This window comes from Paenibacillus tundrae (genome assembly GCF_030812775.1).
Taxonomy (GTDB): domain Bacteria; phylum Bacillota; class Bacilli; order Paenibacillales; family Paenibacillaceae; genus Paenibacillus; species Paenibacillus tundrae_A.
In genome coordinates this window covers 110832-136777 of the sequence record NZ_JAUSTI010000005.1, presented here as the reverse complement: position 1 = coordinate 136777, position 25946 = coordinate 110832, and the positions used below count along the sequence as shown (strand labels likewise).

Genomic DNA, 25946 nt, shown 5'->3' with positions numbered 1-25946 from the left:
ATCAAGGCTATACCCTGGCTAAACACGTTAGATCAGTAACATAGCTCATCCGTAGACCTCTGATGGCTTCACAGCCTGATGAGGTTTATTTATTATGAAGCCGTCCCCTACACCACATCATAATCTGAATAATTTTCAATAAAACGACATAGCCCACATGTACAGGCGTTGCCAATTTGCGGTATGATGACTGAAGAAATCATTCAAATTTCATCTATTACAATAAGGGGGCACATGATGAAAAAAAGTTTAGCATGGCTCGTAGCTTGTATGTTGATTATGGTTCTTGCAGCTTGCGGATCAGGAAACTCAAGTAATGGCAGCGATGCTGATCCTGGAATTACTGCAAGTGAGGAACTCGTGATCAAGGCAAGCAACTATGAGTTCGACAAGCCCGAGTATCACCTCAAAAAAGGGGTTCCTGTTAACATTATTTACGAAAACACAAATGGCAATCACGGCTTGCTTGTGCCTGAACTTAAACTGCAACTAGACATCCAAAACTCTTCAAAAGTAATCATCCCTGACCAAGTCGGCGAATTCGAGATGTCATGTTCTGTATTCTGTGGTAGCGGGCACAGTAGCATGATCTCCAAAATTATTGTTGAAGAATAGATAACCAAGACAAGGAGCCCCCGTAACATTGGGAGCTCTTTCTTTCATTATAACAAATTGTACAATAGGTTGTTCAAAAAGCCCGCTTTTGAGCATGCACTATAAGAATTCAATGCCAGGATGATATCCAAATCCACAGAGATTAATTCTGATCCTGTTCAATCAATTCAATCCATTCGTTATACTCCGTCTGTAATTTCGTATATTCATCTTTCAACTGTCGATGCTCTGTGTTCAGTTGCTCCGCCTTCTCTTGCTCCATTTCACGTTCGACTTGTAACAAGCGAAGCTGATTCGCAGCAAGCTCATAACGGTCACTGATCTCAAGCAGTTCATGCTCCAGAGCTTGTTTCTCAGAGGTAGCCTCTGCACGTAGCTGATCTAATTGCTGACGCTCTTGTTCTAGCTCTTCAACCTTCTCAGCACTTGCAGCACTTTCCTTCTGCCAGACATTCATCTCATTCTCCAATGCAGTCCAGCGCTCTTGCCAGGATTGCTCCTGTGCTGCCCACTCGTCGGCACGTCGCTGCCAAACTTGATCATTTTGCTCCGACTCTGCTGCTTTTGAACGGAGCTGCTCTTGAAGCTGCTCTTCTCTATCGGTTAGCGCCTGCAAACGTGAAGACAGGTCTGCTTGCTTGGCAGTTAGTTCTTCGTGCTTGATCTGCCATTCCAATGCTTCTTCCTCCGTCTGTGCAAGTAAACTTGCCTGCTCATCTATTCGTGCAGATAACTGCTCTACTTCATTGCGGGTCGCAGACAACTGCTTCTCAAGCGTATCCTTATCCACAGCCAGCTTATCAAGCTTGCGCGTGTAGTCCTCTTCGCGCTGGAGAGCATCTCCATAATCATGGCGGATCTGCTTATAACTCTCTTGCAGCTTATTCAGTTCCTCTCGAAGTGCACCCATCTCGCGATCAAGCAGAAGACGCTCTTGTTCCCATTCATCAGCTTGGCTTTGGAAACGTTCTGCTGCTACTTTATGACGCTCTGCTTCATCTTTCACTACAGATAACTCATCATGTAGAGACTGAACACCTGCTTCCAGCGTCTCATTCTGTTCAACAGCTTCAAGAACCTGCGTTTCCAACTCTTCCATTTCGAGTCGACGCTGCTCGGCAAGGTCTTTCCATGACTGTTCATTCTGCGTCAATATGCTAATCTCATGCTGCAATGTACGTACAGCCGCATGAGCCTGCTCCAGCACTTTTTGCAGTCTGCGCTGCTCATCTTCCGACTTTGCTTCGGATTCACGAAGCTTCTGAACCTCCTGTTCCAACGTGCCCTGTTGTTCCTGAACTTTGCGAAGCTGTGCTGTAAGGGAAGATTCACGTTCAATCGTTTCATTATATTGTTCTTTCCATTGTTGTTCGGTTTCAAGGGTTTGTTGCAGCAGCGATTCTGTTTCGCGCAACTGTTCCTGAAGCTCGGTACGATCGTTCTTCAATTGCTCAAGTTGATGCTCAAGCTCCGTAATACGCCGTGTGTGTGCTTCTTGTTGCTGCTTACGCACATCTTGTTCCTCGCGTAAAGTTCGTAGTTGCTCTCGCTCACTGTGAAGTTGTTGTTCTTGATCCACGACGACTTCTTGAGCTTGTTTGAGTTGCTCTGCCACATTACTAAGCTGTGTGCTCACGTCCTTCAGACGAGATTCAGCGAGTTCACGTTCAGCTTCCAATTGCTGATGTAGCTTCTCTTGTTCTTCATGTAATCTAGACTCGGCAATTGCACGAGCCTCCGCAAGTTGAGCTGTCGCAGCTTGCTTCTCTTGCTGCAGCTGCTCTTCATAAGCCGCCTCTTTCTCCATCCATTCCAATTCAGCCTGTTCCGATGACTCTTGGAACGAAGCCTGCAGCTCCTCAATCTCTGCAAGACGCTTCTCGTCAGCCTGTTGCTGCAACAATATCCGATCTTGCTTCGCCTTCTCAGTAAGCTGTAGCACCTGATCTGTAGCAGATTGTTCTGCTTCCTGAATACGCTGCTCCAATTCAGACTTCAACGCGTTGTACTTCAGTTCAGCTTCGTCCTTCGCTTGTTTCAACTGAGTCTCCGCTTGCTCTAATTCTGACAAGATCGCAGCTTCTGCTTGTTCTTTAGCAGCCTGAACTTGCTGTGCTGCTTGCACTTCTAGCTGCTGCCGTTCAGCAACAGCCCGGCTCTCTGCTTCTTTTAGTTGAGCAGCCACTTTATTTTGCAGTTCCTTATATTGGGCAGCTGCTTTAGCTTCTGCTTGCTCTAATTGTGCTCTGGCACTAGCCTGTGCCTCTTTCAGTTGAGTTGCAGCCTGTGCCTGAACAGCCTTAAGCTGACTCGCTGCCTTGTCTTCCGCTTCTTTCAGGCGAGCTAACGTCTTCTCTTCCTTCTCTTTCAATTGCGCTGAAGTTTGAGCTTGGAGTTTCTGCTCTTTCACCGCTGCTTGTGCGCGCTCATTCTCCAGAGTGGAATTCAATTTGGCTATCTCAGCTCGTTGTTCCTCACGTAGCTTCGCCATGGCCTGTTCAGCCTCAGTTTTGAGTTTGGTCGCTTCAGCCAATGCTTGATCACGGCGATCCAGCTCCTGTTGATGTTCACTCTGTATCTTGCTCAAACGATTAACTTCATTTCGAAGTTCAGTACGTTCACCTGTTAGCATTTTCAATTCATTCCGAATTTCCTGGGTCTGAAGAGATTGCTCAGCCATATGTACTGCTGCTAACACCGCAATGCGCGGTGTATCTAAGCGAGAGTGATGTTTGGAGATAGCGTTCATACGCTCATCCACCAAATTAGCTACTTGTTTCATATAGTCGGCACTGCTGCCAACCAGTTTATAGGAAGTCCCGTAGATATCTACGGTGACGCGTGTACGATCAGGTGTAGTCACAGTTGTGCCCTCCTTCAAGTCTGTATGTTGATTCTAAGCTGTATAACCAAAAAAGTCACATCGATCCTCTATATGCTAAGGATTCGATGTGACTTCAAGCAATTCCTGCTAATCTTTGTTCAAAAAATTGACTTCTGTTCTATTTACGCAATTCAGCTGCGAATTGCTCCTCTAGACGAGCAACTACGCGGGCATGCACCTCGGTAATTTCCTCATCAGTAAGCGTGCGCTCACGATTGCGATAGACCAGAGCCATGGCTACACTCTTCTTATCTTCACCCAACTTGCTGCCTGTGAACACATCGAATACCTGTACCGTCTGTAGCAGTTCACCTGCTGATTCACGAATGGCTTTTATCATGTCACCAGCTTCAATATCTTTGTTTACCACGACAGCAATGTCACGCTCCACTGCCGGGAAACGCGGAAGCTCACGGTAACGGATATCCGCATCAGCTTCACTGTAGATCGCTTCAAGTCCGATCTCAGCGATGTATACATCATTCAGATCATATTGTTGTTGCAGTTCTGGATGCAATTGACCCATCGTACCGATCAGCTTGCCTTCTTCTCCATTTTTTCCATCCAAGTATACTGAAGCAGAACGACCTGGGTGGAATCCTTCAGGGCTGTTCGCTACCAAGCGAATACGTTGCTCTAGACCGAGGTAAGCAAACAGGTTCTCAAGTGCACCCTTCAGGTCGAAGAAGTCCACTTTCTCTGCCCCTACATTCCACTGCGTGGCTGCACGATTTCCAGTGATCAGCAAGCTAAGAACTGGAATTTCATGAGGCTGCTTAGTCAACTGCTCTTCCTCAGTGAAGAAAACACTACCAACTTCAAAGACTGCAAGTGAATCCTGTTTCCGATTCATATTATATACTGTTGCATCTAGCATCTGTGGCAAAATGCTTGTGCGAAGCACGCTACGGTCTTCACTCATCGGCATCGCCAGCTTCACATACTTACTATCACCTGTAAGTGCAGGGAATAGTGACGTTTTATCTGGGTGTACGAAGGAATAACTGATCATTTCCTGCCAGCCGCTACCTGCTAGCACGCCACGAATGGTGCGGCGCATTGCTTGCGAACGAGTGTATGCACCTGGTGTCGTTGGTCCTTCAATAAGTGTCGTAGGAATGTTGTCATATCCATACAGACGAGCAACTTCCTCGAACAAATCAACATCTAGTGTGATGTCCCCTCTACGCGTTGGAACCTCAACATCAAGTAAACCCTGTTCAGCGTCGCCACAAGCAAAATGCAACCGAGCAAAGATCGTTTTAACTTCAAGCAAGGACAGATCTGTTCCTAGATAACGATTAAGTCTATCGAGAGACAATTGTACGATCCGTTTCTCTGCTGCTACTGCACCAGCTTCTACCGTTCCTTGATGAACCTCACCTTCAGCATAACGCTGGATTAGCTCAGCAGCACGGTCTAGGGCTGTAATGACTGCACCTGGATCAACTTCTTTTTCAAAACGCATGCTTGCTTCGGAACGCAGCCCCAGTTGGCGCGACGTTTTCCGAACTGATCCGCCGTCGAACTTAGCGGACTCCAGCAACAGATTAACCGTTCCTTCCGACACTTCGGAATTCTCGCCACCCATTACCCCAGCAATGGCTACAGGTTTCACACCATCCGTAATGATCAACATATGCGGCTCAAGCTTACGCTCTTGACCATCAAGCGTCACGATGCTTTCGCCTTCCTTCGCCATCCGCACGTCAATATGCCCCTGCTCTAACTTATCCGCATCGAAGGCATGCAGCGGTTGACCATATTCCAGCATGACGTAGTTCGTGATATCTACGATATTGTTGATTGGTCGAACACCCGCTGCCATCAGGCGGTTCTGCATCCAGAGCGGGGAAGCACCGAGCTTAATACCTGTAATATAACGAGCAGCGTAATGAGCGCATTGCTCTGTAGCTGTAATTTCAACGGAGATATGATTGGCAGCAGCATCGCTAATCTCAACGAGCTGTTGCTTCGGATCTGGTAAGTTGACTTCACGTCCCAGAATCGCGCCTACTTCATAAGCTGCCCCACGCATACTCAGACAGTCAGAACGGTTCGGGGTCAGATCCAATTCAAGCACATGATCATCCAATCCAAGTACCTGGCTGATGGGTGTTCCGATTTCCGTTTGCTCTGGTAACACGAGAATACCTTCCTGCTGATCCTTAGGAAGCAACTTGTCGTTCATGCCCAGCTCTTTTGCGGAGCAGATCATACCAAGCGAAACTACGCCGCGCAGCTTCGCCTTTTTGATATCCAACCCACCAGGAAGCTTCGCGCCAACAAGAGCTACAGCTACCTTTTGGCCTGCATCCACATTTTTCGCTCCACATACGATCTGTAGGTCTTCTTCTTGTCCTGCATCAATAATACATACGTTTAGTTTGTCCGCATCCGGGTGCTTTTCCTTGCTCTTTACGTAACCTACAACAACTTTATTTACGCCCTGATTCCGGTTCTCTACTACATCAATCTCAATACCCGCCCGGGTAATCTTCTCCGCCAATTCCTGTGGCGTCGCACCTTCTAGGGAAATATAATCAGACAGCCAATCTGTCGATACTCTCATGGACGTTCACTTCCTTTGTCTATAGATTAGTGTTCGGCGCTCAATGCTCGGTACGCCTATCTTCATTGAATTCTTCATATGCCGCATATACTTTTAAGATTATAGCCGTCCGAATTGCTTGAGGAATGCCATATCACTGTTATAGAAATGACGGATATCGTCGATGCCATACTTCAGCATGGCAATACGCTCAACACCCATACCAAACGCGAATCCACTATACTTCTCAGGATCGTAACCACCCATTTCTAATACTTTCGGGTGAACCATACCACCGCCAAGAATTTCAAGCCATCCTGTTTGTTTACATACACGACAGCCGCTGCCGCCGCATTGTACACACGTTACATCTACCTCAGCACTTGGCTCAGTGAATGGGAAAAAGCTTGGGCGCAAACGAATTTCGGTGTGAGCACCGAACATTTCACGTACAAATTGCAGCAGCGTTCCCTTCAAATCGCTCATACGAATGTTCTCGCTAATGACGAGACCTTCGACTTGATTGAATTGGAAGGAATGCGTTGCATCATCATCATCTCGGCGGTAAACCTTACCTGGGCAGATGACTTTGACAGGAACCTCACCCTTCATGCTCTGCATCGTACGCACCTGAACAGGCGATGTATGCGTACGCATCAGCAAGTCTTCTGTAACGTAGAAGGAGTCTTGCATATCACGTGCTGGGTGGTTCTTAGGCAGATTCAGAGCCTCGAAGTTGTAATAGTCCATCTCTACCTCGGGTCCTTCTGCTACACGGTAACCCATTCCGATGAAAATATCTTCAATCTCCTGCACCACTTTAGTCAGAGGGTGTAATCCACCCTGACGTCCGCGACGTCCTGGAAGAGTGACATCAATTTTCTCTGATTGCAGACGCTTCGCTGTCTCTTCCTTCTGGAACTGAATTTGCTTGCTGTCGATGACTTCCTCAATCGCACTACGTACATCATTCGCAACCTGCCCAATGACTGGACGTTCCTCTGCACTTAATGCACCCATACCGCGCAAAATCTCAGTCAATGCACCCTTTTTCCCTAAATACTTTACACGCAGATCACCCAGCGTCTGTGGATCGTTCACGCCAGACAACTGTTCCAACGCTTCGATCTTCAATGCCTCTAAACGTTCTTTCATGTGTAAATGCCCCCTTTTTATGGTGTAATTTGCAACAAAAAAAGGCCTTTTCTCCCCAAAAGGGACGAAAAGACCGTGGTACCACCCTTGTTAGACAACGATATTGCTTGAAACTACTAGCTTGCAATACGTCTGTCTCACTTTGTACGGAATAACGACCGTTAACCGTTTACCCCTACTGTCGCAGCACAATGTGCATCATCAAGTTCAGGGAACCGCTTCGGAGTGAATTTCGGCAGCCTTGTTCTACAGAAACGCTCTCAATCTACGGCGCTTCCTCCCTGTACAGAGGCACTGCTTACTTATCTCCATCATTGCGTTTACATGTTAGCAAAACCTATATCAACAACCTTCAAGTACGTACAGCCTCTCTTCGAGGCAAGCTGTTGATGATCGTTCATTATTATATTCAATATCTAATGAAATAGCAACCGTTATGCTTCGTACAGGTCAATTCGATTGATACAGTTGCCCCAGCCGCTGCTTAATACGCTGAATTTCCGCAGCTTCCTTCGCTCGTTCCTCTTCCGCTTCTAGCTTCGGCTGATCTTCGCTATCTCTTGTGGCACTATTCATTGGAGATAACAACTCCGACAGTCGCATCTCCAGACGCAATCGTTCATCATCAGAATCTCTGTTCTGTAATGCCGATTCTCTTAGAACATGAGATTGTTCCCAGTCTTCTACCCCACCTTCGAAGTAAATCGCCGTACCATCTGTTTTAAGGTCAAGCAACCGATTGGCAAGCAATTTGGTTAACATTCGATCATGTGAGACTAAAACGAATGCACCGGAAGCCTGTTTTAATACATTTTCCATAACTTCCTGGGTATCAATGTCAAGATAGTTGGTTGGTTCGTCTAGCACAAGCAGGTTAGCTCCTCCGAAATACAGCCGCAAGAAAGCCACTCTACACTTCTCTCCCATACTCAAATCCCCAATTCGCTTGAATACATCTTCTCTAGAAAAGAGGAAACATCCCAAAATCGTACGTGCTGCACTCTGGGTCATGGAAGGCAGACTAAGCAAGCTGTCCAGCAATGTCTGCTCTTCTGGAAGTCCTTCGAGTTCTTGTGAAAAGTAACCGATCTTCAGCCCGGGATTCCTTGTCACATCCCCTTGTACAGGTTCAAGCTCTCCGATCATCAGTTTAAGCAATGTCGTCTTCCCCGTACCATTGGAGCCACGTACAGCCAGACGATCTCCTCGTTCCACTGCAACGTTCAATCCATGAAAGAGAGGATTCCCCCCAGGATAAGCAAATTCAACCTGATTCAATCTCAGGAGCTGGCGTGCACCGAGAGACTTCATATTAAGTTCCATGTTTAACCGAGTAGCCTCTCGTGGTCTATCCACGCGCTCGTTCTCCAACCGTTCAAGCTGCTTTTGCTTGGCATGGTAACGAGAGATGTTTTTGTTTGCCTTGGCTTTGTAAAAGCTCTGGGTGATTTTGACCTCAACGTCGGTTGCTGAATTATGCGCTTTATGAAACCACTGCTGGTAGTTACGAATCGTCTCTTCTAATGCCTTCTTCTCTAACTCTTGTTTACGATACAGAGCCTCCTGTTCCCGTAGTTCCCGTTCTTTGTGGCCTTTGTATGCGGTATACCCACCCTTGTACTTGACGAGTTTGTCTGAGTTAAACTCAATGACCCCTGTTGCCACTTCATCAATAAACGTTCGGTCATGTGACACAAACAAGAGTGTGCCTGTATAAGCGGATAACCAGCCCTCTAACCAGCGCATACTTTCCTCGTCCAAGTGGTTCGTTGGCTCATCCAGAATGAGAAACTTCGGTTTACTGACCAATAATCCAGCAAGCCTAGCTTTTGTCTTTTGTCCGCCACTCAAAGAATCATAGGGTCTGCTCCAATGCTCAGACGTTAATCCAAGCCGCGTTAAGACCTTCTCAACCTCAGTCTCCCACATATAACCGTTCAATTGCTCGTATTCTTCCATCGCTACCGTGTAGGCTTCCATCCATTGCCGTTCTTCTCCGGCACCGCACGTGCTTAAACGTTCTTCCAATTCCGTGAGCTTACGCTTGACCTCGTAAATTTGCCCACTCTCCTGACGGACTGCATCCAGCACCTTCATTTCAGGTTCGATCTGAGATCGTTGGCGCATAAATCCCCAGTTCTGCTGTGGCACAGCACGCTCGATCCTTCCTCCGCCCTCTTCTTCCCCTAGAATCATGCACAGCAAAGTCGTTTTGCCACAACCGTTAGGTCCCAGAACTGCCAATCTCTCCCCTTCATTAATTTCCAGCTGCAATCCTGTAAATAATTCTATTCCGTTCCATTCTTTAGATACTTCATGTAAGCGCACCAATGTCATCATGAGGCCTCATCCTTCCCGCTTCCAAAGTAGGTTGTGCGGTCATTGCAGGAAATACATCTCGCTTTTATTCCTAACAAAAAAACCGCTGGCATCAGCCGGCGGTTGGGCAATTCAGGATTGGAAAAAGCATCACAAAACAGGCAAAAGATATCCCCAAGCATAAGCAAATAAACCCAAACATCGGGTATGGCCATCTAGCCTACTCGCTCTACACTTGATCCCATTGCTGAATTTGGACACACGAATCCCCTCATTGCTCAGCCGGACTGGCTGACTGCGTCATCAAAAAACGTCTGCAGTTAACTTGGGTTCAGTTCATGTGTCTTACTTCATGGGACGTATGGTTACCTCTCATTCATGTGTAGTATCAATTTCTCTGTTATTGTAGCAGATGTTGGTAAAAAAGCAAAGGTAGCATCAAGATCATTCTCCAGATCCTAATCGGAACTGAACACGCAAAAAATCCTTTGCTGTATACAGCAAAGGATTTTAAGCATACCGTTAAGCGGGTGATGGGAATCGAACCCACGCTATTAGCTTGGAAGGCTAAAGTTCTACCATTGAACTACACCCGCATGATGAATAGTTGTTAACATTAATTTCACAATAATAATATAGCATGAGCAACAATGATGTGCAACTTTTATTTCCGTTCAACGAATTATTTACATCCAAAAAAAGACAGAAGCGCTTGAACGCTCCTGTCTTCTCTTTATTTTATCCTGCTGGTTTATCAACATCTCGTAGAAACTTCGTCTCGAAATCGGATGGCAAGATTGGTTTGCTGAAAAAGTATCCCTGTGCTTCATGACAATGCTGATCACGTAGAAATACGAGCTGTTCCTCATTCTCTACGCCTTCAGCTGTAACCTTCAACTGTAGATGGTGCGCCATCGATGTGATTGTGGATACAATCGCTGCATTGTTGCGATCCTCCATCACTTCATTCACGAATGAACGATCGATTTTGAGTCGGTCAATCGGCAAATCCTTCAGATAGTGAAGAGAGCTATATCCTGTGCCAAAGTCATCAATACTGATATGAACACCAATCTCTTTAATTTTGCGTAACTGCTCAAACGCACGATCTTTATCGAATGTCATACTTTCTGTAATTTCAAGTTCAAGCCACGCTGGCTCCAGACCCGTTTCATTAAGTATGCCACTGATATTGTCCAGCAAATGGGAGTGTCTAAACTGTCTCATCGACAGATTCACAGATACACATAATTTACGATAACCCGCTTCTTGCCAGATTTTATTTTGTTTACATGCCTGACGTAGCACCCATTCACCCAACGGAACAATTAATCCGCTCTCTTCCGCAAGTGGGATAAATTCTGCAGGGGATATCGATCCTCTCTGCGGGTGCTGCCAGCGTACGAGTGCTTCCATACCTACAACAAGTCCACTCGCAAGGTTTACTTGTGGTTGGTACATCAGATAGAACTGTCCACGATCTAGCGCTTTACGCAGGTCGTTCTCCAGTTGAAGACGCTCTTGAGCCTTCATCTGCATGGCATGAGCGTAACGGTTCAACTCAAGCCCCTGTTCCTTCGCATTATGCAGGGCTGTGTCCGCATTCTGGATGATCTCCTCAGGTGACTCACCATCATGAGGAAAGATAGCCATACCAATTCCTAATGTAAGATGATATTCATTGCCATCAACTATGATCGGTTTTTCAAAAAGTTGCAAAATGGATCTTGTACGGCGCAAAGCCGTATCCGTCGTATAGAAATCTGTCATAGCAATGACGAATTCATCTCTTCCCAGACCAAATACTTCTTCACAAGGCAGAGAGGAATGCTTCAAACGTTGTCCTACCTGATGTAGAACTCGATTGGCTGCCTGTTGACCAAGTGAATCATTAATGGTTTTGAAGCGATTAATATTAAGCACCAATACCCCTACAAGCTGTTCCTGGACTACCGCTTCGTCCATCATTGATTTCAGTCTCTGTGAAAGACGGCGGCGGTTAGGAAGTCCAGTCACATCTTCATGATGGGCAATGTAATTCATCCGAGCTTCAGCGGCCTGCTGTTTAAGGAAAGGTGTGTCGACCACCGAGGTGTATAACCCTTTTTGAACAAAATAGTAACCGATACAATTGCTCAATAACCCCATTAACAGGTTGATATCATTCACCATTGTTGCAGAGACCCAGTAACATTCCGCAAATAGGAAGCTTAGTGTACCATACAGTATGTAAGGAAGGTCTCCATCTTTATTTTTCTTCCACTTATAAAATAAAACGATAGCAGATATGCCGTATAAGACACCTACCAAAAAGTGAAATTGCGTAAATGTAGGGCTGAGCACATCGCCTTCAAGCAGTTTAGGTAACCCGCTCCAATTTTGAATTCCCAAAGTGTACAAAATAACAAATCCACCAAGTGTTCCACTAAACAGCAAGAATTTGCGTGGTAATGCAATTTCCTTTTCGCTCACTGTATAAATGAACAACAAACCTACCGCACAGATTACTGATCCGAGTGTCAACATTCTCAACGAAAGCTCCGATTCAATCATCGCACCATTCGGAATTTCTTCGGCAAATAGAACGATATGAACCAATTGAAACAAACCCACTAACATAAATAAGGTGGTCAGTAAAACCCTGCGTAGGGTTAATTTGGGCGTTTGGAACAAGAGGCTTTGATTGTAAATCCCAATACATGCTGCCGCTGCAGCAAAACCACTCAAAAGCATCAAAACCGGATATCCTGATATGATCAGATCAGAGCTTGTAGAGGAACGAAACCATTGACTAACAATGTAAAGCAATAAGCCACATACTAGGGCCAAAATAACTACTTTTCTCTGATCTTGCAGTTTAACCTTCATGCATACTTGTCCTTCCCGGGTTCACCTATCCTGAATAACGTTTCCTCATCCGTGATGGTCTTTCTGAAATTTTCAAAAAGTTACATCATTCGACATTTATTTATTTTACCAACGTTCAAATTACATGCTTCAACATGCTGTCTGGTACATAATAACATTTATATCCGCAGACGTGAACAAAAAAATAATCGTATATAGGAATAATTATTCATGACTCCTCGAGAAACAAGGTACTTAGAACTAAAAAAACACGCTCTCTATAGAGAGAACGTGTTTTAGTGAGTTTAGCAACAGTCCATTGGACTGTTTTTTATGCATTTATGCATGTTTATGCTTACTTATCAAAATTCACTTCTGGTGTTGTCAGTTTGTCATAGAAATCAACAACCTTATCTTTATTCTCGGAAGACCGAAGTGCCATTGCAGAGCGAGGATGCTCGTCCAATGTGCCTGTAATCATGTATGGCAAGATGTAGCCCCATTCTTCTTTTTCACGAAGAGGTACCATCAATTGCTCCAATACACCCAGTACAGGACGCAAGTTGTATTTAGTTCCCTTCAGGTGAGCAACCAGCAATTCCGTTGGGCAGTTACCCGCAGCACGACCCATACCGTACACGGAAGCATCCAACAATTCCACACCAAGCTCAGCAGCTACAAGTGAATTGGAGAATGCAAGTTGCATGTTATTGTGAGTGTGCACGCCAAGACGTTTGTTTGGAAGGTGTGTTTTGAATTTCTCTACAAGGTACTTCACGTCATTATGATCCAAGCTACCGTAGGAGTCTACAATGTAAACAACGTCTACAGAGCTGTCTTTGATCATTTCGAATGCTTCTAGCAGTTCATTTTCCATCACATTGGACAACGCCATAATGTTAAGTGTTGTTTCGTAACCACGCTCATGGAACGTTTGAACCAGCGCAAGCGCTTTGTCCACATCTTTGCTGTAGCAAGCCACACGGATCAGATCCAGCATGCTTTCGCTGCGTGGCAAAATGTCATTTTCGTCCACACGGCCAACGTCTACGAGTGCAGACAGTTTGGTGTTCCCTTTTTGCGGAATAACCTTACGTAGGAAGTCATCATTCAGAAAACGCCAAGGGCCTGCATCTTCGGCACCCTTCAGCAGTTTAGGAGAGTTTTTATATCCAATTTCCATATAATCAACGCCTGCTTCATTCAATCCAGCATAGAGCTGTTGAACAAAGTCCACGCTAAAGTCCCAGTTATTAACCAACCCGCCATCCCGGATCGTACAATCTACAATTTTGCAATGATTTGTCTTCATTTGTCTGCTCCTTTTCTGACCAACTTGTGTATTCCTCTCATGATACTTGAACGTGACAAGAAAAGTAAAGGGATAAACGTGCTATTCTGTAACTAGGACTTCCATATTTGATCCAATTCATTCATTTTATCAGCATCCGGCGCTTTCTTTCCATAACGTACAGCATTATACGCATCCGGCAATATCGTAGATAACCTTTTATCCTCTTGTTTCGATCCCTCTCGTTGAACAATCTCACCTGTTTCTAAAGGTGTCTGTGAACCCTCAATATGAACCCCACTACGCGTAGCGCTGTTAATCCATTTTCGGTAGTAAAAACGGATTCGATCTCTGTCCTTCGTGGGGAGAGGTTCTTTCTTACGGAACCAAGGCTTTCGAACTCTAGTCGGAGCTGCAAGAGTCTCACTAATATCCATATATTCCGTCGGTGGGGGCATCTTCTTGTCTTTGGCATTCATCATGCCCTTCAAACGCTCCATAAGCCTGCGTAGTGCGCCTTGACCCCATCTCATCGTAAACCATAGAATGACCAAGGTCACGGCAATGAGAACTACCCAGCCAAGAATATCCCACAGTATAGAGGGCTCTGCGTTTCCTTCTGTCGTCTGTTCAGGCAACATAGGTGTATTCATGGGCTCCGCTGGCGGTATAGGTGTTTCCTGCCCAGAAGTGTTCAATAACCCTCTTATCCAGGCCAGCAAGCGATCACGCAAAGGCGCTAACCAGGCAGCAAGGCTGGGAAATGCTCCAATAAGCCCGATTGTAATTAAAATCCATACTAATCGCTGACGATTAGCACTCGCAAATTCCCGTAGAACCAATCTTCTATTGTTATCATTTAGTATGGCTCGATCCATTTGTGAACTATACAAGGTTATCATCCAACCGGCGAAGCAAATTACACCTGATACATATAGACTTGTCACATACGGCTGCAACAAATGAAACGGTTCACCCCAACTCGAAGCCACACTCAGCAGAATTGAACTAGACACCCCAACAAGCTGCAATCTCAACGTTGCAGTCGAACGGAGATAGGGATCCGAGGTAAGTCCGATATAAGCAGAGATTATCCCCCACACGCCAACTGTGTATAGTTCAAGCCATGGGAGAGATAACGTAAGGTGAGTCATTAGAAATACAACTGCACCTAGTACAATAGCTACGCCCAAACGGTAGAATGCATGACTCCCCAAGCGAGGAAGTCGATGCTGAACGAGTACCGCTAATCCTGCAGCAATAATATAGTAGAACAATAGCGTATAAGGTAACGATCCCGACGCGTAAAGCGAGGTGAGTGTTAAGACGGGATAGATATAGATACCGATTAACAAAACTGCAACACACGAAAGCCCTAACTTAACCTTCGATGAGATGGAATCATTCATGCACTCACCGCCTTGTTACTCGTTGTCACTTGCTCTACAGGAAGAATAGTTACACGATGTCCTTGTTCATGCAAACGTGCAATTTCATTCTCCATGGCAGGAGACACATATGTTGTAATCAATAGATAACTTCTCGCCTGCTGCGCTTCTTCATTACGCAACACCTCATCGCGTAAGAACTGCTCCATGGGTACCATACACTTCAATTCGATCTCCGCCATTGCTTCCAACAGTAACTCCAAATGAGGGGTACCATAGTCTGGTTCGATCCTTAATGGCTCATGTCCGCCGCCTATTCGATAGCCATTATGGGCAAAACCTGCAGGTAGGCCACGCCCAATGGCATCCACAACTGCGGTTGCAGCATAACGAAGAGCTTGCTCGATCGTCTCAGGCTTAGTCACCACACTCCACATGTCTGCGGATTCCTGAATATTGACTATAATCCATGATTGCGGATCTGCTGTCCAGCCCTGCTTATACACCTGCAATTCCCCTGTACGCGCACTAGCTTTCCAGTGTATTCGATTCATGGGGTCACCCGCACCATACGGACGTACACCTAGGATCAGAAAAGGATCCTCCACAATCCAGCGGGACACTTCTACCTCTCCCTGCCAGACTTGATAAATGGCCGGTAGATCCTCGGGTCGAATCAAGGAGGGGTACACAATCATGGACAGCTGCATGGGAATAAGCTTGGAGGTACGCCATACTCCAAATAGATCCCCACCTGTCATTGTAACGCTCTGTATCGTATATATCCCGCGGCGACTGCATACCACAGGATGCTTGCGTGTAATACGAGTAAACGGTTTCAAAGTAAAAATACTTTTATGATTCTGATAGATCTCACCTTGACTAATCGCCATACCTGAACCTGTGCGGAAAACAAATGATCCTGGTAGCATGGCTTCAAGTCGAAGCCAAGGTACAGATACACGCTTTTCATTAGCTATGGTCTCTACCATCTCCAGCTCATCGCCAGCATAACAGCGTGACTTACTAAACTGTCTTGAATACGTGAGCTTACGTAATGCAGAGCGCCCAAACCACAAGCCATGTATAGCTATAACAATGCCGCCAACAACGACTAACCATAGCAAATTCATAATTATCGCCCACTGCCAGCAGTCATGTTCTCCGTCGGTACTTGAACGTTATTCAGAATATCCTGAATGATTCGTTCTGCCATTCCTTCCTGCTGACGCATTCGATTACGGAACACCAAGCGATGTGCAAGTACTGGCTCTGCCAACTCTTTGATATCGTCTGGTAGAACGTAATCTCTGCCATGCAAAGCAGCCCATGCTTGGCTCGCCTTAAGTAGAGCCTGCGCTCCTCGAGGACTAACGCCTAGAGACAGCTCAGGATGCTTGCGAGTTTCTTCTGTGAGCTGAATGATATATGTCAGCAAATCCTCATCGATCTGTACAGACTTATAGGTCTGTTGAGCTTCAAGTAGCTGCTCTCGCGTGATAATACTCGATAGATCAGCCACGGATCGGCTTGCCACAGTACGTCTCAAAATCTCTACACTTTCACCTTCAGTTGGGTAGCCCATACGAATCTTCATCATAAATCGATCCATCTGCGCTTCTGGCAGAGGAAACGTTCCTTGGTTATCAATCGGATTTTGCGTCGCAATGACGATAAACGGGTGTTCAAGCTGCCTTGTGGAACCATCAATGCTGATCTGACGTTCCTCCATACACTCCAATAAGCTGGACTGGGTTCGCGGCGTAGCACGATTGATCTCATCCGCAAGAACAAGGTTGGCAAACAGTGGACCTGGTCTGAACTCGAAATCTCCTGTTTTCTGGTTGAAGAAATGAATACCTGTGAGATCTGACGGTAGCAAGTCCGGTGTGAACTGGATGCGTTGGAACGTACAATCGAGTGAAGCGGCTACTGACTTGGCTAGCATTGTTTTACCTGTACCTGGTACATCTTCAAGTAAGACATGACCTGAGGCAATAATGGCTGTTAACACCAGCTCCATCGTATTCTCTTTCCCTACAATCACCCGACCCACATGATTCAACAGTTGTTTGTTCATCTGCTCCATCCCTTGAATATCCATTCGCAATTCACCTTTCCTTCCATAAACTACATTTATGTATTCGCATTCATTTTAACTATAACCCTATTTAGTTTAACAAAAAACAACAGGAATCGGCTAATTGACCAATTCCTGTTCGTTGTTTACACCTTTGAAGTTACACAAGGGGGAGCATAATTCGAAATTGGGTGCCTTCCCCTTTTTTGCTATCCACAGAGATCGTGCCTCCATGATTCTTAATAATGCGATAACTAACAGACAGCCCAAGTCCTGTGCCGCTTTCTTTTGTGGTAAAGAATGGATCGAACAAACGTACAAGCGTATTGTGATCCATCCCATGACCGTTATCCATGATAGAGATCTGAACAAATCTATTTTCTGTGCTGGTGGATATTCGAATTAAGCCAGCATGTTCTTCGCCTACATCTTCAATTGCATCCATTGCATTTTTGACCATATTTAAAATAACCTGTTTAATCTGTTTCACATCGATCGAAACATTCAGTGGCAATTCTGCTTCATCCAGGGTAATCTCGCACCCCTTCATTAAGCCTTCACTTTCGGTCAGCAAGACCACCTCTTTGAGCAAAGAGTCCACAGACATGATGGTTTTCTGGGGCGCCGACGGTTTGGAGGAATTTAGGAATTCGTAGATAATATCGTTGGCTCGATCGATTTCAGTTAGAATGATTCTGGCGTATTCGTCCTTCCCTAATTGCAACAAGTGCGGGCGTAGCAACTGGATGAATCCCCGAATGGCTGTCAGTGGGTTGCGAATCTCATGAGCGATCGATGCGGAGATTCTCCCCAACATCGCAAGCTTGTCATTTTGATAGGCCGTCTGTTCAATTTGTTTGTAGTCGGATACATCCTTAACACTGAACAGAAAATCTCCATCCATCTGATCTCCATAGGTAACCGTGACCAACCAGTGCCTGCCATACTCATCAATGAGTTCATGATATCGCTTACGATGGAAGATGGTTTCCCGATAAATACGTAAAATTTTCTTTTTCTTGAATCGACTCATCTGGGGAAGATGCATCATTTGCATGAGGGTGCATCCGTTAAGCAAGCTCCGCGGGAGCTCCAACAATTTTGCCATCTGTACGTTAATAAACGTCAACACACCATTGCTGTCAAACAACATAATACCGCTATCCAGATGCTCCAGGACATTCTCATACTTGTTGTTATCCAAGGGTACAGGCGGAAAACCATTCGTTAATTGAGGGACTGTATCCTGAATTTCACTAATCACGTCAGGTTCCTCCTTTTCACGTAAATGATAAACTTGCCATTCGGACATCATATCATCACAGAAACAGGAAGGGCCGATTTAAATTCTCTTTACCGGAGCCCTTTCGTTAGGGGGCTGAGCCGAAAATATGGATGGTGCGTCCGGAACTCAAGCTGGTTTATCTCCGTAACCAACAATCGATCCGGAAAACGATATACGTATGTTCCATTCTGACCTTGTCCTATTCCCATTCACGAACACTTTTTGCTCCGCCTCTTTTGCAAGCCTGTTTTTATCATAGACAAGTTTATAGAATGGAGTCAATCGGAGAAAGTGTCGAATGGAAATTTTTTTAAGAAAAACCTCGAAATTGCTAAGTTTGAATACACAAAAACGAAGCTCATTCGCAAGCATAGCGAAAAAGCTTCGTTTATTTTAAGATAAAAGAAATTTATAAGTTTTCAGCGGAGCTGAACCATTCAATTATCGCAAGAAAAACTACAATTATATGCGGTCTTTCATCTGTGAGGTACGACGATAGACTTTTTTCTTATATTTCTTATAGACGTCGTTCGAGAAATTGCTTATTGGGTTCATAGCGGCTTCTTGGCATCCATCTGATCCAACTTGTCATGGATTTCAAGCGATAGCATTTGCGTCAAAAAGATCTATAAGCCACTTTTATTATGTTGGATTTTGAGTCTGCGCTGGCTCATCACGGCTAATCGACGCTTGAGCTCACTTTCCCATTTCTCATCCTTCATTTCCTTCGCAAGTCGAAGCAGATCGAGTGACATATCAATCTGGCGTTGCACAATGACCATGGCATCTTCGCTTTCGCGGTTTACACAATTTTCAAAGATCGCATCTTCGTCTTCTGTGACATAGTCTTGAAAGTCAATCTCTGAAGCACCATCTCCATGTGCATACTCAGCAAGAATTTCATATTCATTTTCGACTTTGTAATGAACCTCGACCCGGTGGCATACCGGACAAAACAGCAGGGGAACATTATGAACCTGGGTGCGGTAATGCTTCAGCGTGCCCTTTGTTCCCACCATACTTGCCCCACAACAGTAACTCATTTTTGTTCACCCTCCTTATTACGTGTCGGGATTCAATAGTGTGAAAATCACATCCCGTACACCTGTAGCACTTACCGAAAAGGGAATAGTTCCAACGTATTTTTTATGCTTCATTATATGAGAGCAATCATACCGGATAATTTACCGGGTTTCCATACCCTATTCGCCTTTATGTCCTTCAATTCCTCTTTGATGAGGATAAAATATGATCATTCTTATAATACATCATTAACACGTTTCCATGCGAATCTAAACATCTTTGGACAACTCCTTTTTCGATCCGGGAAAAAGGGTGCAAAAAGCCCTCAATCCCTTGTGGGATGAGGGCTTGAACCTGATGCGTTCAAGTTAATTCTGGCTTACAGGTTGTTGTCGCCTGGTTTCCAGTTCATTGCACACAATCCACCGGATTGCAGTGCTTGCAGTACACGAAGTGTTTCTTCAACACTACGGCCTACATCATTGTGGTTAACTACTTGGTATTTCAATTCGCCTTCTGGATCGATGATGAACAAGCCGCGCAATGCAACGCCTTCTTCTTCGATCAGAACGCCGTAATCTTTAGCCACTTGCTTCGTGATATCAGAAGCGAGCGGGAAGTTCAATTGACCCAGACCATTGCTGTCTACAGGTGTGTTGATCCAAGCTTTGTGGCTGTGTACAGAGTCCACGCTCACGCCAAGGATTTCAGTATCCAAAGCTTTGAATTGCTCTGCAGCAACGCTCAAAGCTGTAATTTCAGTTGGGCACACAAATGTGAAGTCCAAAGGATAAAAGAAGAATACGAGCCATTTGCCACGGTAATCGGACAGCTTCACGGAACCGAAATCTTGTCCGTCTCCTGATACTGTTTCCATTGCGAAATCTGGTGCTGGTCTACCAACCAAACGTTCTGCCATAACTAAAAATTCCTCCTTTGGGATTATGTAAGCATCCATATGGATTGCTCATCATCAGGTAGAAACGCAAGCGTCTCTCCTGTCATTAAATGAATTTGATACTTGATAACAAGTACAAGTAAAATGTTATCATCCGGACTTCTCAAAGTCAAGATTATAAACGTTATTTTTTTATAATTATTATAAATAAGGATTTTTCGTGCCAAAATCATAAAGGAACAGCCCTCTGTATCTTCCATAATAGGAGACAAAGGGCTGTCTTGTTGCTCGTATAATTACGCCTGTTTCTGGATCGCTGCGACGATCAAGTCGCCCATCTCCGTTGTACTGATCGCTGTGCTCTTATCTACAGCAATATCGCTAGTACGATGTCCTGCGTTCAGCACATTCGATACAGCTGCTTCAATTGCGTCTGCTCCTTCAGCATAACCAAAGGTTGTACGGAACATCAGAGCAAGCGATAGAATTGTTGCAATTGGATTCGCCAAACCTTGACCCGCGATATCTGGTGCAGAACCGTGTACCGGCTCATACAGACCAAAGCTGCCTTCTCCAAGAGATGCAGATGCGAGCATACCGATAGAGCCTGTCAGCATTGCTGCTTCATCACTCAAAATATCGCCAAACATATTTTCCGTTACGATCACGTCAAAGCTAGCTGGGCGACGAAGCAACTGCATTGCACAGTTGTCGACAAGTACATGTTCCACTTCAACGTCTGGATAATCCGGTGCTACCCGGTTAACGACCTCACGCCAGAGGCGGGACGTTTCCAGTACGTTCGCTTTGTCTACGGAAGCAAGTTTTTTGCGACGGCCTTGAGCAATTTCAAATGCTTGACGAACGATGCGTTCCACTTCCGTTACATTATATACGCAAGTATCTACAGCTTCTTCACCTTGTGAGCCTTCACGTCTGAATTTCTCGCCGAAGTAAATTCCACCAGTCAACTCACGTACAACCATGAGATCCGTACCTTCCAGCACTTCCGGTTTCAGTGTGGATGCGTCTTTCAAGCAATCAAATACAACTGCCGGGCGTAGATTGGAGAAAAGTCCAAGTGCTTTACGAATACCAAGCAAGCCAGTTTCAGGACGCAACTCCTTGCTATTATTGTCCCATTTAGGACCGCCTACAGCTCCAAGCAGTACTGCGTCAGCACTTTTACATACCGTCAACGTTTCTTCAGGAAGCGGTGTACCCTTCTCATCGATGGCAATTCCGCCAAATAAAGCATGTTCTGTTTCAAAACGATAACCGAATACTTCCTCTGTGCGTTTAAGTACTTTTTCAGCCTCAGCTACGACTTCTGGTCCGATTCCATCTCCAGCAATGACTGCAATTTTTTTCACTTCTGCCATGGGTTGTCCACTCCTTATATCGATTCATAATAACTATTCACGAAGTAACGCTCTCATATTAACTCTCTCTTTTGTATCATATTTGGAGGTCATTTGACCAAGATATACATTCTATGACTTTAATAGATTTTACCTATAAGCAGTTCAATCTTAACGTATATAAGTTGTTCCGCTTCTCTCCATAAGGTAAAATATAGCTGAATTCAAATCAGGTACGCAGGAGGGATAATCACCATGCAATATTCGTATATGGGTAAATCCGGTCTCAAGGTTAGTCGCATTTGTCTCGGTACCATGAATTTTGGACCCATCACAGACGAGAAAGAAGCCTTTCGCATTATGGATGCTGCGCTGGATGCAGGAGTGAATTTTTTTGATACCGCTAACATTTATGGCTGGCGTGAGAATTCGGGTCTGACAGAAGAGATTATTGGCCGTTGGTTCAGCCAAGGTGGCGGCAGACGTGAGAAGGTTGTACTTGCAACCAAAGTCTACGGCTCCATGCATGATGAGAACGATGGTCCCAACAATGAGGCTGGGCTATCCGCATATAAAATTAGACGTCATCTGGAAGGTTCCCTGCGCCGCCTGCAAACAGATCACATTGAACTGTATCAAATGCACCATGTTGATCCTGTTGTTACCTGGGACGAGCTATGGCATGCGTTTGAGAACGCCGTGCATCAGGGGAAAATTGGCTATGTAGGTTCAAGTAACTTTGCGGCTTGGCAGATTGCTATTGCACAGAGTGAAGCTAAAAACCGCCATTTCCTTGGTCTCGTTTCTGAACAGCATAAGTATAGCCTCAATTGTCGTTTACCTGAGCTCGAGGTTCTTCCAGCCGCCAAAGAATTAGGCTTAGGCGTCATTCCATGGAGTCCGCTGGATGGTGGACTGCTCGGACGTAATGCGCTCCAGAAGCTTGAAGGAACGCGTAGTGGCGGAATCTCTGAACGGATCGAACGTCAGCAATCCCAACTTGAGCAATTTGCGGCTTTATGTCGTGAACTTGGTGAGCCACAGGATACAGTAGCCCTTGCTTGGGTAGCTGCGAATCCAGCAGTTACAGCACCTATTATCGGCCCACGTACACTAGAGCAGTTTGAGACTTCGCTCAAATGTCTGGAAGTTACGTTAGATGAGGAAGTTCTTAAGCGCTTAGATGAGATTTTCCCAGGCCCTGGCGGACATGCCCCGAACGCTTATGCGTGGTAATATTTGAATGAACCTGATATCGTACTTCATACCTGAATGAACCAGCAGTTATACCTTCTTATTCATGCTGTGAGATAGAATCATAGGATAGCCAAAAAGTCTGACCCTTGTAACAGTAAGGAGGTCAGACTTTTCTGGTTTCACCAACCTATGATTCTCTGTGACTGCACTTTAGCCAAGATATTACATAGCGATTTCACTCAATGCTGGCTACACAAGTATATTACAGATTCACATTTACTCGGTTCGTGTATGTTTTTCGTTTCTCGATCAATTGGTTCACACCATCGACATAGGCACGCGCACTTGCACCCAAAATGTCAGTGCTTACCCCACGTCCCTGTACAGACACTTCATTTTGGGTAAGAACAACATGAACTTCACCCAATGCATCCTTACCATGTGTAACGGATTTGATCGAATAATCGGATAAAGTTACCTCTTCCCCACTAACCAGGTCAATGGCATTGTAGATCGCATCCACAGATCCATTTCCTTCAGCCTGCTGTTCGATCGTCTTACCGTCGAGGGTTGTGATGCGAACTTTCGCTGTCGGAACAGATTCATCCCCGTATGTTACAAAGATGGATTCCAGTTTATACACCTCAGGTGCATCCTGCAATTTCTCTTCAATCAGAGCGAGCAGATCTTCATCTGTAACTTCTTTTTTCTTATCTGCCAGATCTTTGAATTGGCCAAATGCACGATTCAGCGCTTCTTCCTCCAACTCATAGCCCAGCTCGATCAAACGTTCACGGAATGCGTGACGTCCGGAATGTTTACCTAGTACAAGTTTACTTTCCTTCAGACCAATGGTCTCTGGTGTCATAATCTCATACGTAGTTTTCTCTTTCAACATGCCATCCTGGTGGATTCCGGATTCATGTGCGAATGCATTAGCACCAACAATCGCTTTGTTTCCAGGCACAACCATACCCGTCAAGCGGCTCACGAGACGACTCGTCCGTGCAATTTCAGACAGTTGAAGTGATGTTTTGGCTTGGAAAAACTCTTGGCGAGTCTCCAGTGCCATCGCAATCTCTTCGATTGCGGTATTGCCCGCACGTTCACCGATTCCGTTAATCGTACCTTCAATCTGGTCAGCACCATTCAGGATCGCGGCAAGCGTATTTGCTGTAGCCATTCCCAGGTCATTGTGGCAATGAGCACTTAGCTGTACTTTTTCGATTCCATGTACATTCTCTTTGAGATGTTTGAAAATGTTACCGTACTCATAAGGGCTCAGATAACCCACTGTATCTGGAATATTAACAACGGATGCGCCTTCCTCAACTGCCATATTTACCATTTCTACTAGGAAATCGTACTCTGTACGTCCTGCATCCTCCAGAGAGAACTCAATTTTAGAGAACGTTTTCTTCGCATAACGAATGGCAGAACGAGCTGTATCAAGCACCTGCGCTTTGTCCATACGCAGTTTATGTTGACGGTGAATCGGTGACGTCGCCAAAAAGACGTGAATACACGGATCCTGTGCACCTTTCAATGCTTCTTTTACAGCATCAATATCTTGTTCTCTTGAACGAGAAAGGCCAATTACTGTAATATTTTTCACCGCTTTGGCTACCGCGTTCACTGCTGCCAGATCCCCTGGAGAAGCCGCTGGAAAACCTGCTTCCATCCGATCAATACCAAGCCGTTCCAACTGGTGTGCAATCTCTACCTTTTCACGAGTGTTCAGGTTAACTCCCGGAGATTGTTCTCCATCACGCAGCGTTGTGTCAAATACATAGATTTTACGCACGCTTCGCACCTCCTTGACTTGATTATTATTCAGGCAATTGGGTTCATTTCATTACCGTCGTTAATAGACGACAACAATTACCTCTTACCTCTTTAAACCAGTAATAGCGGCTCACGCATAAGCACGGCCGCTATCTCCAGTTGAAACTGTGAATTGCTATAATTCCTTAAACGAGATGCTTATTTCTTGATCCAGTGCATCATCTCACGCAATTGTCCGCCAACCACTTCGATTGGGTGTTCAGCTTCGTTGCGACGAGTTGCTGTCAAGAATGCGCGTCCGGATTGGTTCTCCAAGATGAAGTCGCGTGCGAATTTACCTTGTTGGATATCCGTCAGTACTTCTTTCATTGCTTTCTTCGTATCTTCAGTTACAACGCGAGGTCCAGTTACATAGTCACCGTATTCTGCTGTATTACTGATGGAATCACGCATACTTGCAAGTCCACCTTCATACATCATGTCAACGATCAATTTCAACTCGTGCAGACACTCGAAATATGCCATTTCAGGAGCATAGCCTGCTTCTGTCAACGTTTCGAATCCAGCTTTTACGAGGGCACTTACACCACCACACAGAACCGCTTGCTCACCGAACAGGTCAGTTTCTGTTTCTTCACGGAAGGAAGTTTCGATAACGCCTGCGCGTGTGCAACCGATACCTTTTGCATAAGCCAAACCGATCGCTTTTGCATTACCTGTTGCATCTTGCTCAATCGCGATCAGACCAGGTACACCGAATCCTTCTACATAAGTACGACGTACCATGTGGCCAGGGGACTTAGGAGCTACCAGCAATACATCGCTGTTTTTTGGAGCAACGATTTGACCGAAATGAACGTTGAAACCGTGGGAGAAGAGCAATGCAGCGCCTTCTTTGAGGTTTGGTTCGATTTCGTTTTTGTAAACAGAAGCTTGCGTTTCATCCGGCAACAAGATTTGAACGACATCAGCACGGCTAGTTGCTTCAGCCGGGGAAAGAACTTCAAATCCATCGTTTTTTGCAGAATCGAAGGATTTACCTTCACGAAGTCCGATGACTACGTTCAATCCGCTATCACGCAAGTTTTGAGCTTGGGCATGGCCCTGGCTACCGTAACCAATTACGGCAATCGTTTTTCCTTTCAATACGCTAAGCTCTGCATCCTGTTCATAATAAGTAGTTACTGGCATGTTTATAAGTCCTCCTTTGTATTGTAAAGAACCCTTCATTAATGAGCGGGTGTCTCAAGGGACCGACACGTTAAGT

17 protein-coding genes, 1 tRNA gene and 1 other annotated feature are annotated in these 25946 nt (G+C 45.3%); of the genes, 2 read left to right on the top strand and 16 right to left on the bottom strand.

The genetic code is table 11. The features are described 5' to 3' along the window. Positions 1-237 precede the first annotated feature (237 nt). Positions 238-615, top strand: coding sequence for a cytochrome c oxidase subunit II (locus tag J2T19_RS10935; RefSeq protein ID WP_307215578.1), 378 nt, complete (start codon positions 238-240; stop codon positions 613-615). 142 nt (positions 616-757) lie between these two features. On the opposite strand, the gene zapA is transcribed toward J2T19_RS10935, so the two are convergent. From zapA to leuB, 14 genes are all read right to left on the bottom strand, one after another. Continuing rightward, entirely contained in the window at positions 758-3478 is a 2721-nt protein-coding gene (zapA, locus tag J2T19_RS10930; RefSeq protein ID WP_307215576.1) for a cell division protein ZapA, read from the bottom strand. 139 nt (positions 3479-3617) lie between these two features. Beyond that, a complete protein-coding gene (pheT, locus tag J2T19_RS10925) occupies positions 3618-6071 on the bottom strand; it encodes a phenylalanine--tRNA ligase subunit beta (protein WP_307215574.1) in 2454 nt (817 codons plus the stop codon). Between the two features lie 99 nt (positions 6072-6170). Further along, positions 6171-7205: a phenylalanine--tRNA ligase subunit alpha gene (pheS, locus tag J2T19_RS10920; RefSeq protein ID WP_056698620.1), complete on the bottom strand. Its 1035-nt coding sequence runs from the start codon at positions 7203-7205 to the stop codon at positions 6171-6173. 57 nt (positions 7206-7262) lie between these two features. Further along, positions 7263-7529: a binding site (T-box leader), on the bottom strand. Between the two features lie 126 nt (positions 7530-7655). Beyond that, positions 7656-9545 carry a ribosomal protection-like ABC-F family protein gene (abc-f, locus tag J2T19_RS10915; RefSeq protein ID WP_307215571.1) on the bottom strand — a complete coding sequence of 630 codons (1890 nt, stop codon included), beginning with the start codon at positions 9543-9545 and terminating at the stop codon, positions 7656-7658. Positions 9546-10049: 504 nt separating this feature from the next. After that, positions 10050-10120, bottom strand: a tRNA-Gly gene (locus tag J2T19_RS10910). 142 nt (positions 10121-10262) lie between these two features. Further along, on the bottom strand, positions 10263-12257 hold the full coding sequence (locus J2T19_RS10905) for a bifunctional diguanylate cyclase/phosphodiesterase (protein ID WP_307215948.1): 1995 nt from the start codon (positions 12255-12257) through the stop codon (positions 10263-10265). A gap of 469 nt (positions 12258-12726) precedes the next feature. Next, positions 12727-13683: an aldolase catalytic domain-containing protein gene (locus J2T19_RS10900; RefSeq protein ID WP_307215569.1), complete on the bottom strand. Its 957-nt coding sequence runs from the start codon at positions 13681-13683 to the stop codon at positions 12727-12729. A 92-nt stretch (positions 13684-13775) separates the two neighbouring features. Then, positions 13776-15071 (bottom strand): hypothetical protein, encoded by a 1296-nt coding sequence (locus J2T19_RS10895; protein ID WP_307215568.1) that lies wholly within the window; start codon positions 15069-15071, stop codon positions 13776-13778. Next, positions 15068-16183, bottom strand: coding sequence for a DUF58 domain-containing protein (locus J2T19_RS10890; protein WP_307215566.1), 1116 nt, complete (start codon positions 16181-16183; stop codon positions 15068-15070). Before J2T19_RS10890 ends, J2T19_RS10895 begins: the two co-directional genes overlap by 4 nt. A gap of 2 nt (positions 16184-16185) precedes the next feature. Beyond that, positions 16186-17154: an AAA family ATPase gene (locus tag J2T19_RS10885; protein ID WP_307215564.1), complete on the bottom strand. Its 969-nt coding sequence runs from the start codon at positions 17152-17154 to the stop codon at positions 16186-16188. A gap of 136 nt (positions 17155-17290) precedes the next feature. Further along, the gene (locus J2T19_RS10880) at positions 17291-18394 is read right to left on the bottom strand and encodes an ATP-binding protein (RefSeq protein ID WP_307215562.1); all 1104 of its coding nucleotides are present in this window, start codon (positions 18392-18394) and stop codon (positions 17291-17293) included. 647 nt (positions 18395-19041) lie between these two features. Continuing rightward, positions 19042-19458 (bottom strand): hypothetical protein, encoded by a 417-nt coding sequence (locus J2T19_RS10875; RefSeq protein ID WP_024628323.1) that lies wholly within the window; start codon positions 19456-19458, stop codon positions 19042-19044. 359 nt (positions 19459-19817) lie between these two features. Then, entirely contained in the window at positions 19818-20357 is a 540-nt protein-coding gene (locus J2T19_RS10870) for a peroxiredoxin (RefSeq protein WP_128101064.1), read from the bottom strand. A gap of 275 nt (positions 20358-20632) precedes the next feature. Then, positions 20633-21718, bottom strand: coding sequence for a 3-isopropylmalate dehydrogenase (gene leuB / locus J2T19_RS10865; protein ID WP_056698648.1), 1086 nt, complete (start codon positions 21716-21718; stop codon positions 20633-20635). Between the two features lie 234 nt (positions 21719-21952). Between leuB and J2T19_RS10860 the strand changes: the two genes are divergently transcribed. Further along, positions 21953-22933, top strand: a complete 981-nt coding sequence (locus tag J2T19_RS10860; RefSeq protein ID WP_307215557.1) for an aldo/keto reductase — start codon at positions 21953-21955, stop codon at positions 22931-22933. 223 nt (positions 22934-23156) lie between these two features. Here the strand turns inward: J2T19_RS10860 and J2T19_RS10855 are convergent, their stop codons facing one another. Together J2T19_RS10855 and ilvC are read right to left on the bottom strand one after the other, a co-directional pair. After that, positions 23157-24698, bottom strand: coding sequence for a 2-isopropylmalate synthase (locus J2T19_RS10855; RefSeq protein WP_307215555.1), 1542 nt, complete (start codon positions 24696-24698; stop codon positions 23157-23159). 179 nt (positions 24699-24877) lie between these two features. After that, the gene (gene ilvC, locus J2T19_RS10850) at positions 24878-25870 is read right to left on the bottom strand and encodes a ketol-acid reductoisomerase (RefSeq protein WP_145047992.1); all 993 of its coding nucleotides are present in this window, start codon (positions 25868-25870) and stop codon (positions 24878-24880) included. Positions 25871-25946 lie beyond the last annotated feature (76 nt).

Excerpts from the sequence above, each read along its gene's own strand:
- J2T19_RS10935 (WP_307215578.1), top strand. The coding sequence starts at position 238 with ATGAAAAAAAGTTTAGCATGGCTCGTAGCTTGTATGTTGATTATGGTT.
- pheT (WP_307215574.1), bottom strand. The coding sequence starts at position 6,071 with ATGAGAGTATCGACAGATTGGCTGTCTGATTATATTTCCCTAGAAGGT.
- pheS (WP_056698620.1), bottom strand. The coding sequence starts at position 7,205 with ATGAAAGAACGTTTAGAGGCATTGAAGATCGAAGCGTTGGAACAGTTG.
- abc-f (WP_307215571.1), bottom strand. The coding sequence starts at position 9,545 with ATGATGACATTGGTGCGCTTACATGAAGTATCTAAAGAATGGAACGGA.
- J2T19_RS10905 (WP_307215948.1), bottom strand. The coding sequence starts at position 12,257 with ATGCTTTTGAGTGGTTTTGCTGCAGCGGCAGCATGTATTGGGATTTAC.
- J2T19_RS10900 (WP_307215569.1), bottom strand. The coding sequence starts at position 13,683 with ATGAAGACAAATCATTGCAAAATTGTAGATTGTACGATCCGGGATGGC.
- J2T19_RS10895 (WP_307215568.1), bottom strand. The coding sequence starts at position 15,071 with ATGAATGATTCCATCTCATCGAAGGTTAAGTTAGGGCTTTCGTGTGTT.
- J2T19_RS10890 (WP_307215566.1), bottom strand. The coding sequence starts at position 16,183 with ATGAATTTGCTATGGTTAGTCGTTGTTGGCGGCATTGTTATAGCTATA.
- J2T19_RS10885 (WP_307215564.1), bottom strand. The coding sequence starts at position 17,154 with ATGGATATTCAAGGGATGGAGCAGATGAACAAACAACTGTTGAATCAT.
- J2T19_RS10875 (WP_024628323.1), bottom strand. The coding sequence starts at position 19,458 with ATGAGTTACTGTTGTGGGGCAAGTATGGTGGGAACAAAGGGCACGCTG.
- J2T19_RS10870 (WP_128101064.1), bottom strand. The coding sequence starts at position 20,357 with ATGGCAGAACGTTTGGTTGGTAGACCAGCACCAGATTTCGCAATGGAA.
- leuB (WP_056698648.1), bottom strand. The coding sequence starts at position 21,718 with ATGGCAGAAGTGAAAAAAATTGCAGTCATTGCTGGAGATGGAATCGGA.
- J2T19_RS10860 (WP_307215557.1), top strand. The coding sequence starts at position 21,953 with ATGCAATATTCGTATATGGGTAAATCCGGTCTCAAGGTTAGTCGCATT.
- ilvC (WP_145047992.1), bottom strand. The coding sequence starts at position 25,870 with ATGCCAGTAACTACTTATTATGAACAGGATGCAGAGCTTAGCGTATTG.